12 protein-coding genes and 1 tRNA gene are annotated in these 15261 nt (G+C 73.7%); 4 read left to right on the top strand and 9 right to left on the bottom strand.

Annotation, left to right across the window (positions count from 1 at the left end; translation table 11 throughout):
- Nucleotides 1-14: 14 nt before the first annotated feature.
- Together B1H19_RS15840 and B1H19_RS15835 are read right to left on the bottom strand one after the other, a co-directional pair.
- Entirely contained in the window at nt 15-1439 is a 1425-nt protein-coding gene (locus B1H19_RS15840; RefSeq protein ID WP_083105360.1) for an amidase, read from the bottom strand.
- Between the two features lie 76 nt (nt 1440-1515).
- A complete protein-coding gene (locus B1H19_RS15835; protein ID WP_083105359.1) occupies nt 1516-2481 on the bottom strand; it encodes a D-2-hydroxyacid dehydrogenase in 966 nt (321 codons plus the stop codon).
- A 211-nt stretch (nt 2482-2692) separates the two neighbouring features.
- On the opposite strand from B1H19_RS15835, the gene B1H19_RS15830 reads away from it, so the two are divergent.
- The 3 genes from B1H19_RS15830 to B1H19_RS15820 all read left to right on the top strand — a co-directional run bounded on the left by B1H19_RS15830 (nt 2693) and on the right by B1H19_RS15820 (nt 5752).
- Complete coding sequence (locus B1H19_RS15830) at nt 2693-3604, top strand: maleate cis-trans isomerase family protein (protein WP_083105358.1); 912 nt, start codon at nt 2693-2695, stop codon at nt 3602-3604.
- 104 nt (nt 3605-3708) lie between these two features.
- Nucleotides 3709-4434: a maleate cis-trans isomerase family protein gene (locus B1H19_RS15825; protein ID WP_083105357.1), complete on the top strand. Its 726-nt coding sequence runs from the start codon at nt 3709-3711 to the stop codon at nt 4432-4434.
- Nucleotides 4435-4636: 202 nt separating this feature from the next.
- A complete protein-coding gene (locus B1H19_RS15820) occupies nt 4637-5752 on the top strand; it encodes an LLM class flavin-dependent oxidoreductase (RefSeq protein WP_083105356.1) in 1116 nt (371 codons plus the stop codon).
- Nucleotides 5753-5776: 24 nt separating this feature from the next.
- Here the strand turns inward: B1H19_RS15820 and B1H19_RS15815 are convergent, their stop codons facing one another.
- Nucleotides 5777-7579 (bottom strand): putative bifunctional diguanylate cyclase/phosphodiesterase, encoded by a 1803-nt coding sequence (locus B1H19_RS15815; protein WP_083109673.1) that lies wholly within the window; start codon nt 7577-7579, stop codon nt 5777-5779.
- Nucleotides 7580-7940: 361 nt separating this feature from the next.
- Between B1H19_RS15815 and B1H19_RS15810 the strand changes: the two genes are divergently transcribed.
- Nucleotides 7941-9188: a M6 family metalloprotease domain-containing protein gene (locus B1H19_RS15810; protein WP_083105355.1), complete on the top strand. Its 1248-nt coding sequence runs from the start codon at nt 7941-7943 to the stop codon at nt 9186-9188.
- A gap of 79 nt (nt 9189-9267) precedes the next feature.
- Here the strand turns inward: B1H19_RS15810 and B1H19_RS15805 are convergent.
- From B1H19_RS15805 to B1H19_RS15780, 6 genes are all read right to left on the bottom strand, one after another.
- Nucleotides 9268-9341: transfer RNA gene (locus B1H19_RS15805), tRNA-Lys, on the bottom strand.
- Between the two features lie 78 nt (nt 9342-9419).
- Nucleotides 9420-10034, bottom strand: a complete 615-nt coding sequence (locus tag B1H19_RS15800; RefSeq protein WP_083105354.1) for a bifunctional DNA primase/polymerase — start codon at nt 10032-10034, stop codon at nt 9420-9422.
- A gap of 240 nt (nt 10035-10274) precedes the next feature.
- On the bottom strand, nt 10275-10658 hold the full coding sequence (locus B1H19_RS15795) for a hypothetical protein (protein ID WP_083105353.1): 384 nt from the start codon (nt 10656-10658) through the stop codon (nt 10275-10277).
- 165 nt (nt 10659-10823) lie between these two features.
- On the bottom strand, nt 10824-12203 hold the full coding sequence (locus B1H19_RS15790; RefSeq protein ID WP_237289326.1) for an AAA domain-containing protein: 1380 nt from the start codon (nt 12201-12203) through the stop codon (nt 10824-10826).
- A complete protein-coding gene (locus tag B1H19_RS15785; protein ID WP_083105352.1) occupies nt 12200-13747 on the bottom strand; it encodes a hypothetical protein in 1548 nt (515 codons plus the stop codon). The genes B1H19_RS15790 and B1H19_RS15785 overlap by 4 nt, the downstream gene beginning before the upstream one ends.
- Complete coding sequence (locus B1H19_RS15780; protein WP_418361449.1) at nt 13738-15036, bottom strand: hypothetical protein; 1299 nt, start codon at nt 15034-15036, stop codon at nt 13738-13740. Before B1H19_RS15780 ends, B1H19_RS15785 begins: the two co-directional genes overlap by 10 nt.
- Between the last annotated feature and the right edge of the window lie 225 nt (nt 15037-15261).

The following is a 15261-nucleotide window of genomic DNA, read 5'->3' as shown; positions in this document are numbered from 1 at the left end:
CCTACGGTCGGGTCCTACGGGGCGGGCGGCGCGGGAATCTCCGCCGCGCCCGCCCCGTACAGCGCATGCGCGGCGCGCAGCACCAGCGCATCCGCATGCCGCGCCCCCACCAGCTGGACGCCGATCGGCAGCCCCGCGCCGTCCACCCCGCACGGCAGGCTCGCCGCGGGCTGCTGCGTCATGTTGAAGGGGTAGGTGAACGGCGTCCACCCCGTCCACCGCGTATGCCCCGATCCGGCCGGGACCTCGGCGCCGGCCTCGAAAGCGGTGATCGGTTCGGTCGGCGTCACCAGCAGGTCGTAGGCGCTGTGGAACCGCCCCATCGCCTGGCCGAGTGCCATCCGGGTGTCGACCGCCGCCAGATAGTCCAGCGCGCTGTAGCGGGCGCCGCGCTCGCAGATCTCCAGCAGCCCCGGGTCGAGCAGCGCGCGCTGCGCCGCGTCCAGATGCTGTACGACCCGCGCCGCACCGCTGAACCACAGCGTGTGGAACGCCTCCACCGGGTCCGCGATGTCCGGATCGATCTCCTCGACCACCGCGCCCAGCGCGGCCAGCCTCCCCACGGCCTCCCGGACCGCCGCCGCCACCTCGGCGGCCACCGGCACCGCCCAGCCCAGCGACGGGCTGAACGCCACCCGGAGCTCCGCCAGCGGCTCGTCCAGCGCCGCCCGGAAGGACCCGGTGACCGGCGCCAGCTGCGACCAGTCCCGCCGGTCCGGGCCGCAGATGACATCCAGCATCAGCGCCGCGTCCGCCGCATCGCGGGTCATCGGCCCGACGTGCGCCAGCGTCCCGAAGGGACTCGCCGGATAGTGCGGGACCCGCCCGTAGGTGGCCTTGAAGGCGAAGATCCCGCAGAAGGACGCGGGGATCCGCACCGAGCCGCCGCCGTCCGTGCCCAGGCTCAGCGGGCCCGCGCCCAGCGCGACCGCCGCCGCGCTGCCGCCGCTGGAGCCGCCCGCGGTGCGCCGCGGGTCGTACGGATTGCCCGTCACCCCGTGCCGCGGACTGTCGGTGACACCCTTCCAGCCGAACTCCGGGGTGGTCGTCTTGCCGACGAAGACCGCACCGGACTCCCGCAGCCGGGCCACCGACGGCGCGTCCTCGTCGAAGGGGCCCTCCTCCCGGGAGGTGAGCGAACCGCGCAGCGTCGGCGCGCCCCGCATCAGCAGGATGTCCTTCACGGTGACCGGCACCCCGTCGACCGGCCCCGCGGGCGTCCCCGACCGCCAGCGCTCCGCCGACTCCTTGGCCTCGGCCAGCGCCTCGTCCGCGGCGATCCGGGTGAAGCAGTTCGTCCGCGCCTGGGCGGCCTCGGCACGCTCCAGGACGGCCAGGGCGGCCTCGACGGGGGAGAACTCGCCGGCCGCGTAACCGGCGGTGAGCCGGGTGGCGGTCAGATCGGCGAGGGAGGCGGTCGGGGTCGGGTCGGTCGTCATGCGTCCTCCGGGCGTCGGCCGCCCCCGGGCGGGGCGGCGGGAACGGGGCGGCACAGGGGCCGGACGGCCCGTGTCGTCAGCCGACCGGCACGTACCCGAGCCGCTTGTCGACGAGATTGCGCAGCGGCCGGCCGGCCGACCACTGGTCGAAGTTGTCCTGGAACTGCTCGGCGAGCGCATCGCGCCAGCCCAGCGTGTCCCCGCTCATATGCGGCGAGACGATCAGATGCGGGACGTCCCACAGGGGGCTGTCGGCGGTCAGCGGCTCCTGCTCGAAGACGTCCAGCGCGGCGGCCGCGATCCGCCAGCCGCGCAGCGCCGCGACCAGATCGTCCTCGACGACCAGGGGGCCGCGCCCGATGTTGATGAACCGCGCCCGCGGCGGCATCAGGGCGAACGCCTCCTTGCCGAACAGCCCGCGGGTCGCCTCCGTCAGAGGTGCCGCGCACACCACCCAATCGGCATCGGGCAGCAGGCCGTTCAGCGCCCCACTCGGGTGGACGAGGCCGAACTCGGGATCTTCGGGACGGGCCCGGCGGCCGACGAGGTCGACCTTGACATTCAGTGCCAGCAGGGTGGTGCCGATGGCCCGGCCGATCGGGCCGGAGCCCACCACGACCGCCCGGCTGCCGGCCACCCGGAGCGTCTCGCGGTGCTGCCAGCGCCGCTGCCGCTGGAGCTCCCAACTTCCGTAGAAATCTTTGGCCATGGCGATCACCAGGCCGGCGACGTACTCGGCGATCGGCTGCTCGAAGACGCCCCGCGCATTGGTCACCAGGGTGTCGTCGGCGATCAGCGCCGGGCACAGCACGCGGTCCACTCCGGCGCTCGCGGTGTGCACCCACGCCGGTTTGGGGCCCTTCGCGGGCCACGCCTCCAGGATGGCGTCGGAGGTGAAATCCCAGGCCAACAGCACATCGGCGGTAGGGAGTAGGCCGGCCAGGGAGGTCTCGTCGGCATAGATCACCCGGGCCCGGCCGACGAGCCGGTCCAGCTTCGGGGGCGGGTCGGAACCCAGAACAAGGACGGTGCTTTCGGACATAGGCCAGAAACCGTTTCGAAACGTATGCACGGTAGGAAAGAAAAGGGCGCCGGCAAGATGCCTGGGATGCGAGGATTGACCACGCTAAGAAGTCGTATCTACCGTGTCAAGAACGGCATCTGTCCCGGCGTCCCGGCATGGACCGGCTGCTTCACCTCCCCGGCCACTGGCCTGGCTCCCCCTACCCCTTCGTTTGATCTAGGGGCCTTCAATGGACGTCTCCTTCCTGGGTGGTCCCCAGCCTCAGCTCGGCGTGGGCGTTGTCGCCCCTTTTGACTTCGCGCTCGACCGAGAGCTGTGGCGCTGGGTCCCCGACGATGTGTCTCTCCACCTCACCCGGACTCCCTTCGTGCCGGTCGAGGTCAGCCTCGATCTGGCCCGCCTGGTCAGCGAGCACGAAACCCTCCAGGCCGCCGTGCAGGCACTGTGCGCGATCTCCCCGCAGGTCATCTCCTATGCCTGCACCTCCGGCAGCTTCGTCGGAGGTGTGGCGGGCGAGCGGGCCATGTGTGCGGCCATGGCCCAGGCGGGGGAAGTGCCCTGCCTCACCACCTCGGGAGCACTCCTCGAGGCGCTGCGCGAGATCGGCGCGCGGCGCATCGCGGTGGTGACCCCGTACACCAAATCGGTCACCGACTCCCTGGAGAGCTATATCGGCGAGGCGGGCATCACGGTCACCGGCCGCGCCTACCTCGGACTGACCCGGCACATCTGGAAGGTGCCCTACCGCGATGTCGTCGACATGGCCCGCGCGGCCGTGGTCGGTGCGGCCGATGCGCTCTTCATCAGCTGTACGAACCTGCCGACGTACGACGTCATCCCGCAGCTGGAGGCCGAGCTGCGGATGCCCGTGCTGTCCGCCAACCAGGTCACGATGTGGGCCGCGCTGCGCGCCATCGGCGTCTACGCGGTAGGCCCGTACCAAGCACTGCTCGACCCGGTGGCGCGGCGCGGTCCGGCCGCGATGACCGGGTCGGGGGCCGGCGTGCCGGAGAGCCGGCCCGGGCCGACGCCCGAGGCCGCGTTCGCCGGGCCGCCCGCGCCTGTTGACGGGGAGGTGGGTGACCCCGCCGAGCCGCCGACCTACCTGCCGGACGAACCCGGACCCCAGCCCCCGGTGTGAGGCCGGTCCGCCACCTGGGCCCTCGCCCCGCCCGCGCCGCCGAAGGCAACCGCCGTCGGCGGCGCCCACCCGCACCCACCGCCGTACACGAAAGAGAGCACTGCATGGCATCGGTCGGCTTCCTCTACCCCGGCTCCTCCGCGGAGGACGACTACCCCCGGATCGAGGCGCTGCTGAGCGGCGGCGTCCGGCTGCCGCTCGTGCACACCGACATCGGCGAGGACGCCCATCGCGTCGACGCACTGCTGGAGATGGGCTCCGCGGCCCGGCTCGCGGCCGGCGTCGACGAGCTCAAGGAGCGCGGCGCCTCGGCCGTCGTCTGGGCCTGTACGAGCGCCAGCTTCGTCTTCGGCTGGGAGGGCGCGCACGAACAGGTGCGGGAGCTGTCGGCCACGGCCGGTCTGCCCGCCTCCAGTACGTCCTTCGCCTTCGCGCACGCCGTCCGGGAGATCGGCGCCCAGCGCGTCGCGATCGCCGCCACCTACCCGGAGGACGTGGCCGAGCACTTCCGCGCCTTCCTGAAGTCCGCCGGGGCGGAGGTCGTCTCGACCCGCGGCAGCGGGATCATCACCGCCGCCGAGGTCGGCACCTGGGGCCGTACGGAGGTGCTGGAGCTGGCCCGGGCCGGGGACCATCCGGACGCCGAGGCGGTGCTGCTGCCCGACACCGCCCTGCACACCGCGGCCTATCTGCCCGACCTCGAAGCCGAGCTCGGCAAACCGGTCCTCACCGCCAATCAGGTCACCGTCTGGGAAGGGCTGCGGCTGCTCGACCGGGAGATCGCCTGCCCGCGGCTGGGCACCCTCTTCGCGCGGGCCGGGCGGGGGTAGCCGGACGGACGGTTCGCCGCGCCCGGCCCGGAATAATCGGAGAAGCGCTCCGGTTGACGCCCTCGCAGACCAGCGCGATGCGAGGAGGGCTCACAACCGTGAGAGAGCGAAGCATGGGGGTCCCCCCGGCCGGAGGCTGGGGGAGAACAATCGGGAGGTGCGTGCCTCGCGAATGCGAGGCCGAGCGAAGCGAGGTCTCGGCATGAGTGGTGAAGTGGAGCAGACCCCGGGCGGCGACGACGGCATCCGGGGCACCGCCCGGGGCGGCGCCCCCGTCCCGTTGTCCGTCCTGGACCTGGTGACCGTCGGCTCCGGCCACACCGCCACCGGCGCCGTGCGCACCGCCGTCGACCTCGCCCGTACGGCCGAGCGGCGCGGCTTCCACCGCTACTGGGTCGCCGAGCACCACTCCATGCCCGGCGTCGCCTCGTCCTCACCGGCCGTGCTGCTCGCCCACCTGGCCGCGCACACCTCCGCCATCCGGCTCGGCTCCGGTGGGGTGATGCTGCCCAACCACGCCCCGCTGGTCATCGCCGAGCAGTTCGGCACGCTGGAGGCGATGGCCCCGGGCCGGATCGACCTGGGCCTGGGCCGCGCGCCGGGCACCGACGGCGCCACCGCCGCGGCCCTCCGGCGCACCGAGCGCCAGCACGAGGGCGCCGAGGAATTCCCACAGCAGCTGCTCGAGTTGACCCGCTTCCTGGACGCCTCCTTCCCCGACGGCCATCCCTACGCCGGCATCCACGCCGTCCCCGGCCCGGTGCAGGCCACGGCGCCCGGCGGGGTGCAGTCCCCGCACCGCCCGCCGCTGTGGCTGCTCGGCTCCTCCGGCTTCAGCGCCCAGCTGGCCGGCGCCCTCGGCCTGCCGTTCGCCTTCGCGCACCACTTCTCCGCGGCCAACACGGTGCCCGCGCTCGACCTCTACCGCTCCTCCTTCCGCCCCTCCGAGGTGCTCTCCGAGCCGTACGCCCTGATAGGCGTCGCGGCGCTGGCCGCCGAGGACGAGCGGGAGGCCCGCAGCCAGGTGATGACCGGCGCCCTGGCGATGCTCCGCCTGCGCACCGGCCGCCCCGGCCTGGTCCCCACCCCCAAGGAGGCCGCGGCGTACGACTTCACCGACCGCGAACGCGGCTTCGTCGACAGCTGGCTGGGCAATGTCGTCCACGGCACCCCCGACGCCGTCCGCCAGGGTCTCGACGACCTGGTACGGCGCACCGGCGCGGACGAGCTGATGATCACCGCCAATGCGCACGGCGGAGAGGCGCGGCTGAGGTCGTACGAGCTGATAGCCGACGCGTACGGGCTGCCGCAGGACTAGGACCCAGGGAGCGCCGAGACAAGCTCAGCAGTCCGTGCGCCGTCCCGCGTCCAGCAGTGCCGCCACCCGGTCCGGGGCCACCGGCCGGGAGTAGAGCCAGCCCTGCCCCGTGTCGCAGCCGATGCGCCGCAGCCGCTCGGCCTGTTCGGCGCTCTCCACGCATTCGGCGGTGACGGTCAGGCCGAGGCGGTGGGCGAGGGCGACGAGCGCCTCGACGATCATTTCGTCGGCGGGGTTGGGGTGCTCCTGGGAGCGGAAGCCGTGGACGAAGGAGCCGTCCAGTTTGAGGACGGAGACCGGGAGGCGGCTGAGGTAGGCGAGGTTGGAGTAGCCGGTGCCGAAGTCGTCGATGGCGATCCGTACGCCCATGTCGCTGAGCGCCTGGAGGGCCTGGAGGGGCCGCCCGGCGGAGCCCATGACCGCCGATTCGGTCAGCTCCAGCTGAAGCAGGCGCGGCGGCAGGCCGGTCTCGGCCAGGATGCCGGCCACGTCCGCGACCAGGTCGGAGTCCCACACCTGACGTACGGCCACATTGACGCTGACGAACAACGGCTGGCCACCGGGGTGTGCCAGCTGCCAGGCCCGCGCCTGGTGGCAGGCCCGCTCCAGGACCCAGCGGCCCAGTTCGACGATGGCGCCGTTCTCCTCGGCCAGTGCGATGAACCGATTCGGCGACAGGGTGCCGAACTGCGGATGCCGCCAGCGCACCAGTGCCTCGACGCCCTGCGCCCGGCCGTCGCCCAGACCGACCAGCGGCTGGTACTCCAGGGTGAATTCGCCGCGGTCGACGGCCGGGCGCAGGGTGCTGGAGAGCGCCTGCCGAGTCATCCGGTGGGCGTTGCGCTCGGGGTCGAACAGGGTCCAGCGGGCCTTGCCGTCCTCCTTGGCCCAGAACAGCGTGGTGTCGGCGGCCTGCATCAGCCCGGTGGCGGTGGTGCCGGCGGCGGTGCGCTCGACGACGCCGATGCTCGCCGAGACCGACAGCCGCTGCCCGGCCAGGTCGAACGGCCGCTGGAGCGCGTCGAGCACGCACTGGGCCAGCTCGGCCAGCTGGTCGGTGCCGGTGGAGTCCTCCACCAGGATCGCGAACTCGTCGCCGCCCAGCCGCGCCACCAGATGCCCGCCGTGGCCGGGCCCGCGGTCGCCGACGGTCTCGGCGCAGCGGGTCAGCCGCTGGGCGACCGCGCTCAGCAGCCGGTCGCCGACGCGGTGTCCGAGGGTGTCGTTGACGGCCTTGAAGCCGTCCAGGTCCAGATAGCAGAGCCCGATCCGCCCGGTGCCGGCCGGTTCGAAGGCGGCCGCCTCCAGGGCGCCGGAGAGCCGTTCGAAGAAGAGGGAGCGGTTGGGCAGGCGGGTCACCGGGTCGTGCATCTGGAGGTGCCGCAGCCGGGCGAGCAGATCGTGGCGGTCGCTGATGTCGTCCACCGACAGCAGGACCCCGTCCTCACCCATCTGCGGTTCGACGGTCACCTCCACCCAGAGGGAGTGCCCGTCGGGGTGTTTGAGGCGGCGGGTACAGCGCAGCCGGTCGCTGCGGCCGCACAGCACCTCGCGGTAGGCGGTCCACACCCGCGGGTCGGCCCCTAGGTCGGTCAGGTCCGCTGCGGTGGCGGCGACCAGATCGTCGGGGTCGGTGCCGACCAGTTCGCCGAAGGCGGGGTTGGCCGCGAGGACGAGACCGTCGCGGTTGAGCACGGCCATCGGCATCCGGGCGGCCTGGAAGGCGGCGCGGTAGTCGGCGAGGGTGGCGGCGGTGTCGTCGCAGCGGCCGAGCGGGCGGCGCCGGCCGCCGCCCGATGCTTTGGTCCTGCCGTCACGTTCCGTCACGGATTGCAGCGTCGCTCCGGGCGTGCGGCCCGTGCTGTCGGGGTGTCCGCTCACTGCTCGCTCCCGCATGGCGCTTGTCTCGTGATGGAGGGTGGATCCCGCGCTGGAAAGTGTGGCGATCATAGAGGCTGGTGCAACGGCCGATCCAGCGACGCAGCCGGGATCGTCGGCACGCATGACGGAACTTCAGCCATTTCTGCACGGCCGTGTTCGTGTCGCTTACGGGGTTGGTCGTTTGTTACTTTCCGTTACGCGAGGGCCGCGACGCGCCGGTCACCCGTCCGGGCCCCCGAACAGGACGAACGGCATGTAAACGCCACAGGGTGTAGGAGGTCTGCCGAATCCGTCCCGGGAGGTCGATGTGCCGCGCGACCGGACACCCGACGGGGTGGAGCGCCGTCGTCTGCGGCGCCTCGCCGCCGTCGCCACCTCGCTGAGCGCGCTGATCGCGACCTCCGTCGTCGCGGGCCCGGCCACCGCCTCCGACGCGGCCCTGTCCTGCGCACTGAACCGCACCGACGCCCATCACTCCGAGGGCCTCGACAGCTGGAACGGCGCCTACCCCCGCCCGGCCGGCCATCTCGACGCCGTCATGATCTTCCTGTCCTTCCCGGACTCCCGCCCCCTAGCCCAGCCGGGCGAAATCGCCAAGGACTACTTCCCGGCCACCTCCCGCTTCTTCGACCGCGCCTCGTACGGCAGATTCCGGTTGCGTGCGCACCTCCACAAGAAGTGGGTGCAGATGCCGCACCGGTCCGGCGCGTACGGAATACAGCGCGACTGGGACTCCGGCCACCGTTCGGCCTATCTGCGCGACGCGGTCGCCGCCGCCGACGCCTCGGTCGACTTCAGCCGCTACGACCTGGTGTATTTCGTCGCCGACCCGGACGCCCCGGGCGTCGACTCGGACGCCACCAAGGTCGTCAATCTGGACGAGCCGATGCACGCCGACCACACCGACCTGCGCCGCTTCGTGACCGTCTTCGAACAGAGCCCGCCGGACCGCAACGTCCTCGCCCACGAGACCGGTCACGTCCTCGACCTGCCCGACCTCTACCACCGTCCGGGCGACGGCAAGGGCGACTGGGACACCTATGTGGGGGACTGGGACCTCATGGGCAGCCAGTTCGGCCTGGCGCCCGACCCCTTCGGCTGGCACAAGTGGAAGCTCGGCTGGCTCGGCGACAACCAGATCGACTGCGCCACGCTGGGCCGCTCCCCGACACTGCACTCCCTGCGCCCCCTGTCCGACCCCGCCGAACCGGGCGACGCCCGCCGGCCCCGCCTGCTGGTGGTCCGCACCGGCCCCGACAGCGCCCTCGCCATGGAGGGGCGCGATGCGACGGGCAACGACCGCTCCGTGTGCAGCCAGGGCGTCCTCGTCTACCGCGTCCGCAGCGATACGGCCTCCGGGGCGGGACCGGTGCGCGTCCTGGACGGCCATCCCGGTTCCTCGGCCTGCTGGGGCACCTCCGTCTACCCGCCGCTGGCGAATGCGCCGCTGGGCGTGGGGGAGGGCCTGACCGACCGGCAGGACGGCCTGCGGATCCAGGTCGAGGGGCGCAGCACCGACGGGGAGTGGACGGTCAAACTGAGCCGCGCCGACTGAGGTCCACGGCGGCCGGATACGGGCCGACGCTCCGGATACGCCGAAGGCCCCCACCGAGGTGAGGGCCTTCGACCGTCTGTGCGCCGCCAGGGACTCGAACCCCGGACCCGCTGATTAAGAGTCAGCTGCTCTAACCAACTGAGCTAGCGGCGCCTGCTGACGGAGGAAACAGTAGCACCCGCTCCGGGCAGGGCAAAAATCGGTTTGTCTGCGCCCGCGGCCGACCCGTGATCACCCGGTGGTCAGCGCCGGAACGGGGCCCTGAAGTGCGGTTTCGTGCTCCTCGTCGGAGGCGCAGCGGGCGGCCCGGACGCAGGCCCACAGCAGGACGTCGGGTCCCGGCAGCCAGGGGCTGCGCACGTCCGGGGCGACCAGCCACCGGGAGACGGCCGACGCGAGGACGTCGTCGCCCGCCGCCTGCTCGGCGGGGGAGTGTCCGGGGTGCAGCGGCGGGACCGTCACCGCGTCCCCGGCGCCGTGGTACAGCAGTGGCGGTACGGCGTGCGCCCACTCCTCCCAGCCGAGCAGCGACGGCAGCCGCTGGGCGGTCCCGGGGGAGGCGAACAGCAGGATCCGGCCCCGGTGCGCGGCCACCGGCCCCGAGCCGGGGCCCGCGGACCACAGCCGGTCGACCATCCGGCGCCCGAACAGCGCCGGGGCGTTGATCACGTCGAAGACGGTCCCGCACGGCAGAACGCTGGGGACGGTGGGGTGGGTCGCCCACAGGGTCTGGACCGAGTGCGGATGAGGGCTGGCGGAGGCGAGCCAGTCGGCGCCGTCCAGGGTGACGTAAGCCGCTGTGGGGAACGTGAGGGTCCGGGGAGTGTCGGGCAGCCAGTCGCTCATGCCGACCCCATGCTGTGCTCGCTCATGGGGACAGGTCTACCCATTCCCCACCCGGGGGTTATGCGGATTGCCGGAAACCGGGACGGGATCGCGGACGAGGCAGTATCTTGCCCGCTTCGCATATGCCAGGGGCGATGGGTGGTAGGCATGCGCCGTACCGTGACGCCTGTGACGGACGGTACGGATGGGGATACGGGCACGGCCTGGCGTCCCGGGAGCCGTGCCCGGCCCGCGGTGCGTTCAGTCGGCCTCGCCGAGGTGGGTGCCGCCGTCGCGCAGTAGCCCGCGGCCGAACTCGATCATCTTCTGCGCATAGTCCTCGGACCACTCCGCCTGCTCGGCGAGCGTGGCCAGCGGCAGCCGGTCGAAACGCCGCGGATCCGCCAGCTGGGCGGCGGCGATCGCCTGGTATTCGGTGGCGCGGTCGGCCGCCACCCGGAACGCCAGCGCCAGCTCCGTGGAGCGGCGCAGCAGCTCCCGCGGGTCGTCCATCGACTCCAGATCGAAGAAGTGCTCGGGGTCGGCGACGGCCTCGGGCGGCTCGAAGACCAGCGACGCGGGCCTCCTGCGCCGGGGTGCCGACGACGCAGCGCCGGATTCGGAAGCCGGACGCGGCTGGGACATGTACGTACCTCCAGATCGTGTGCCGCATTCCATTCTCCCGCCTCGCGCAAGGGGGCCATAGGGCCAGGGCACATACCGGGGGCGGTGCCCCTCGGCCGGGCCGGACTCCGTCCGACGGACCGGGCCCGGCGCACGTCCTCCGTAAGGCGGCTACCGGAGCGCCGGTCATGGCCGCCACCGCACCCGGTGCTCCGCCAGATGCGCCAGCACGGCGTGGTTGGCCTCCCAGCCGTCCGGGAACTTCACCGTGACGCCCAGCTGGACCGGCTCCGTGGCGGGGTGCTCGTCCAGCAGCTCGGCGACGCCCTCACGGCAGACCACGATGCAGGCGTGGCGGTGGCGGGAGGCGAGCACGCACAGCCGGCCGGTCTCCAGGTGGAAGGCGGTGGCATCGGGGCGGCCGGAGAGCGGGTGGAGAACGACCGTGACGTCGAACTCGCGGCCCTGGAGGCGGTTGGCGGTGTCCACCGTGACGCCCTGCACGCCCAGCTCGGCGAGCGCCGCGCGGACCGCCGCCGCCTGGTCGCGATGGGCCGTGCCGACCGCGATCCGCTCGGCGGTCAGCGGCACCGCATCGGGCCCGTGCTCGCTGGTCGCCGCGCCCCCGCGGTCGAGCAGCCGGCGCGCCACCAGGGCCACCGCGCGCACCGCCTCCGGGTCCGTACGCGGCGTGTGGCGGGCGGGCAGTTCGAGCAGCCCCCAGCCGGACTCGGCGGCCTCGTCCAGCACCCGGTCCACGCCCGAGCCGTCCCCGGCCACCCCGAAGGCCAGCCTGCGGTCCCCGTGGTCCGTACCGCTGCGGAAGGGGGTGTACGGGTAGAACGCGTCGGAGACCAGCGGTGCGGCGGAGGCCGGCAGGCGCCAGGAGACGGGCAGGCGGTGCTGGGGCAGGTCGGGGTTGTGCGCCAGCAGGGTGGCGACGGCGCTGGCGGACGGGTCGTAGGCCAGGCCCGCCCACTGCTCGGCGCCCACCACGCTGAACGGGTCCAGCTGTCCGGGATCACCCACGAACAGCGCCCGCTCGAAGAGCCCGGCGACGGTCAGCAGCGCATCGGAGCGCATTTGGTACGCCTCGTCCACGATGGCGTGCTGCCAGGGCTCCTCGACCTTGGTGTAGGCCCACTTGGCGGCCGTGGAGACGACGACGGGCAAGCCCGTGAGGTCGGCCACCTTGGCGGAGGTGTGCACCGAGGGGAGGTCGGCCAGGGCCGGATCGACGGCACCGGCCTCGCTGCTGTGCAGACGGCCCACCGGCAGCTCGGGGTCCTTGTCGGCCAGCCGCAGGACCAGGTCGTCGACCTGGGCGTTGGTCTGGGCGACGATCATCAACCGGCGCCCGGCGGCGGCCAGTTCGCGGGCGGCGCGGACCACCAGGGTGGACTTGCCTGCGCCGGGCGGGGAGTCGACCACCACCCCGCGCCGGGAGCCGTGCAGCGTGTCGTGCACGATCGCGTCCGTCGCGGCGGCGGCCGCGGCCGACGGGTCGAAGGCGGCGTCCCCCGCGTTCTTGAGGAACAGGGGGGTACCCCCGTCGGGCCGGGTCACAGGAAATCCTCGGGGGTCACGGGATCGGGGGCGTCGGCCGGTGCGTCGGCGGCCGCCGGCGGTCCGCCGTGCGTCCAGGGCGTGTCCTCGGGGTCGGGCAACTCCGGGCCGCCGCGCGGGGCGTGCTCGAACAGCGTCCAGGTCACCGCGTCGCCGTCCTCCGGAACCGAACCGGCCTCCGGCTCCTTGCCGCGCCCCATCCCGCCCGTCAGCCGCACCACCAGGGCGCCGCGCTCCCCGGCGACGTACCCGACGAACTCCGCGGGCTGGGTCCTGCCGTCGGGCAGCGGGCGGTGCAGGCGGACGCCCTCGGACAGCTGGGGACGGTCGTCGGTGCGCAGCGTGACCAGGGGGCGCGGCATCGGGCGCTTCCCCTCGGAGTAGGCCATCTCGACATGGACGACCGTGCCGCACAGCGCCTCGCCCGCGAGCCGGCGGCCCGCCATCACCAGCGGGTCGTCCAGGGCCTCCTGGGCGTCGAGCTGGGCCTGGGCGGTCTCCCGGGAGGCCAGCTTCTGGGCGGCGGTGACGGCGTCGTCCCGCCGGGGCTGCGGCGGCTCCCCGGCGCGCACCCGGTCGCGGTGCGCCGTGTACGACCAGCGGTCGCGCTTCCAGCGGTCGGCGACCCGCGCCCCCGGCGGCAGCGCGCGCAGCAGGTCCAGACCCCGCCAGACGGCGTCCCAGGTGGGCCGCAACTGGCCCTCTATCAGGGCGCGGACCTCTCCCTCGGCGCCGGCGCGCCCCGCGTCGTAACGGGCCATCGCGGGGGCGAGCAGCCGGTTGTCGAACGCCGGGTCCGTGGCCGGACCGGCCGGCGGGCACAGCAGCTGACCGTCCGCGTCCCGCCCCGTCTCGGCGCGCTCGGCCGCCTCCCGGCCCGATACGCCCGGCGGCGGGTCGATCCAGGCGAGCAGCGCCCCCAGATGCTGGTCCTCCAGCACGCTCTGCCCGGTGGCCCAATGGCGGCCCAGCAGCCCCGTCATGGCCTGCAGCAGACTGGCGCCCGGCACCCGGGCCCGCTCGCCGAAATGAGTGAACCAGCGGCCCAGCAGCGGCACATGCGGCGGCGCGGGATACGGCGTCTCCGGCTCCTGCTCGGCCGTCCGCCGAAACCGCATCGAACGCCCCAGCAGCCGGACGAAGTCGACACCCCCGGCGCTGGGCACGATCAACTGCGGTGCGTCCGCGCACAGTTCGACCTGCACCGGGACCCGCTTGCCGGTCTCCGGATCGGTCTCCTTGCGCTCTTCCCACTCCACGGTGTCCGCGAAGCCGTCCACGTACGGCAGCACCGACTCGGCCAGCTCCGCCAGGAACGCGAACCGCAGATCGCGGTCGCGCGGCTGCGGTACGGCCAGCAGGTGCGGCTTCTCGCGGTCCGTGCCGACCAGCATCCCCAGGGGCGCACCGGCCTCACCGGCGGTGGTCAACGGGACGAGGACCAGCGGCCGTTCGGACAGATGGCGGTGGCGCACCGTGGTCAGCGGGGCGGCGCGGCCCGCGGCCACCGCCTCCATCCGGGCCAGCGTCTCGATCAGTGACATGACCCCTCCTCGGCCCTCTGATCGGCCCGGTCCGGACCCCGCCGCGCCCCGGCGGCGGCCAGCGCGTCGGCGCGCAGTGCGGCCGCCCGGCGCAGGGCGAGCACGGCCGGATCGTCGGGCCCGTGCTCCGCGTCCGGCTCCCCGGGGGCGGCCGCGGCGAGCACCTCCCCGATGGTCCGCAGCCCGCCCAGCTCACCGCGCACCCCGCGCCCCAGCGCCTCCACCGCGCCCCGCTCACGGGAGCGCTTGCGGCAGTGGAAGGCCAGCTCGCAGGAGGCCAGGCACTCCGGGGCGTAGGCCGCGCCGACCGTCTCGACGGCCGCGGACAGCTCCCCGGCCGGCCGCGTCGCCGTCTTTCCGTCCTCCGCGAGCCGCAGATCGAAGGTCGTCCCCGGAGGGAGGGCGGCGGCGATCTCCTCGACCCGGGTGAGCCGGGTCAGCTGCCGCCGGGTCGTGGCCAGTTGCTTGCGGACGTCGACGGCCGCGGCGGCGGGGAGGTTGGAGAAGTCCTTCGGGCACACCAGCAGCACCCGGTCGCGCACCCGCACCTCGCGCCCGGTGCGCGCGGCGACATGCCCGGCGACGGTCTCCAGCGCGAGGACGTACACCGCCGCCTGGCGGGCCGCCTCGCCCACCTTGGCGGCGTCCGCCGCGCCGTCGATCATCGGGAAGGACTTGATCTCCACGACCGTCCAGCTGCCGTCCGGATGCACGATCACCGCATCCGGCTCCACATAGACCGGTGCGCCGGCCACCTCGACGGCCAGCATCGGGTGGTCCAGCAGCGAGAAGCCCCCGGCGGCGGTCGCCTCGCGCAGCGCCAGCGCCGTACGGGCCGCGCGGCCCTCGGGGCCGGAGGCGGACAGATCGGGGACGGCGACCTCCTCGGGCTCGGGCGGCGCGGTGTCCGTCCGCAGCCGCTCGTGCAGCAGCCGCATCAGGGCCGCGCCGCCGTCGGACTTGACCCGCGCCTCGAAGGAGATGCCCCGCATGATCGCGAACTGGGACTGGCCGTAGGCCGCCGGCGAGCCGAGCGCCTGCGCCAGGGCCCCCTTGTCGATCCCCGCGCCGTCCAGCAGCGCCCGGCGCTTGCAGCCGGGGTTGGCGGCGAGCGCGGCGAGCGCACGGGCGTCGAGCGAACGGGGGCGGACGCCGGGGCCGCGCAGCTCGGTGAGCCTGCGGCGCAGGCTCGACGTCGGCGTCTGCTGCCCCGCCGGCGGAGCGGCCGCCGCGGGTCGACTGTCGCGGGAAACGTTCACCTGCGAAAGTCTCGCATCCGGCACTGACATGCGGGGCGGTCCCCCGAAGATCCGTACGCGGACGGCCCGTCGCGCCCCGCTCCGGACAGCAACCCGCGACGACTCCTGCCTCGGCCCGCCCCGGCGCACGTTGCCCCCGGTTGCGTTCCCACCGTGGTCCTCCGGACCGCAACCCGCGACGGCTCCTGCCTCGGCCCGCCCCGGCGCACGTTGCCCCCGGTTGCGTTCCCACCGTGGTCCTCCGGACCGCAACCC

It is taken from the genome of Streptomyces gilvosporeus, assembly GCF_002082195.1.
Taxonomy (GTDB): Bacteria; Actinomycetota; Actinomycetes; order Streptomycetales; family Streptomycetaceae; genus Streptomyces; species Streptomyces gilvosporeus.
The sequence above is the reverse complement of the archived record's forward strand: the minus strand, read 5'-3'. Positions and strand labels throughout refer to the sequence as shown.